Genomic DNA, 1,208 nt, shown 5'->3' on the forward strand with positions numbered 1-1,208 from the left:
TTGAAGCCCTCGAATCACGGAAGCACCACCAATCTCAATTACCATTGGTTCGCCACCTTCTGAAGTATCGACTACTTGCCCATCATCATTCTTCAACCAATAGTTAACTTTATATACTTGCCTTTCTGCCATTATTTATCACTCTTGTTAATCAGACCGGCTTGCCAACCAATCTACAGCTATGCGCCAGGTATTTTGCGGCGCTTTGTTACCAGCAAAGACGCCCGCATGCCCACCCGGAACAACACAAAACTCTTTATCTTCTGAAGAGACTATATCCAAAACCTTGTGCGCAGCACTTACACTCACCAAATTATCAGACTCGCCTGCAAATGCCAGAATCGAGCATCTAATTTGATTAAACTCGGCCATCACCTTTCCAATACGCATTTTTCCTTTAGCCATGGTGTTATTGATCATCATATGAACCGCCATTTCCCGAATGGTACGCCCTGGATAATCTACCATGTCGTCAAACCACTTGCTCATAGTCAGACTTTCTTCCAAATACTCCCTATCCCATAAATTCAAAAACTTCTCATACGTATTAATCACTGAGCCCATTGGGTTAGTTAATTTAAACACTAGCGATGAAGTCCATCCAGGCACATGAAAATAGCGTGTCGGTAAATCAAGTAAGGAAAAATTAAGCACGTTGGAAACCAGGTGCGCTGGCTTATATATTGCCGACAAAACCTTACCTGCTGCGCCGCTCTGATGCATATCGATCGGACTCGCGACTGTCACCAGGTTTTTGACTGATTCATCACCTGAAACCGCCAGATACATAAGAGAAAGCAAGCCACCCATGCAGTATGCAAAGATTGACACCTCCTCCTCATCAGAATGCGTAATGACAGCATCCATGATCATTGGCATCCACTCTAGCACATAGCTTTCCAGCGACAGGTTTTTATGATCTGCGGTTACATCTCCCCAATCAACCAAGTAAACATCATAACCATTCGCTAAAAAATAACGAACAACACTTCTATGCGGCATCAAATCAAATATCATTGATGTTGCGGCTAAAGGCGGCACCAAGATAACGGGCGTTTTGTGTCGCTTTTTCTCTACCTTGATTTTCTCACCCGCGATCTCAATCTCATCATCCTCTAATGGGTGATAATGACGAACTGACATGATGCCATCTTGAAAGATTTCATCGAATGAACTCAAGTTTGAGATATTAAAGTTCTCCGAAAAAG

General features: G+C 43.0%; 1 protein-coding gene. It reads right to left on the reverse strand.

The features are described 5' to 3' along the window. Nucleotides 1–147 precede the first annotated feature (147 nt). Nucleotides 148–1,208 (reverse strand): alpha/beta fold hydrolase (locus A3735_RS27765; protein WP_082886031.1); only part of this gene is annotated, 1,061 nt, incomplete at its 5' end.

The sequence above is a fragment of the Oleiphilus sp. HI0061 genome (assembly GCF_001635675.1).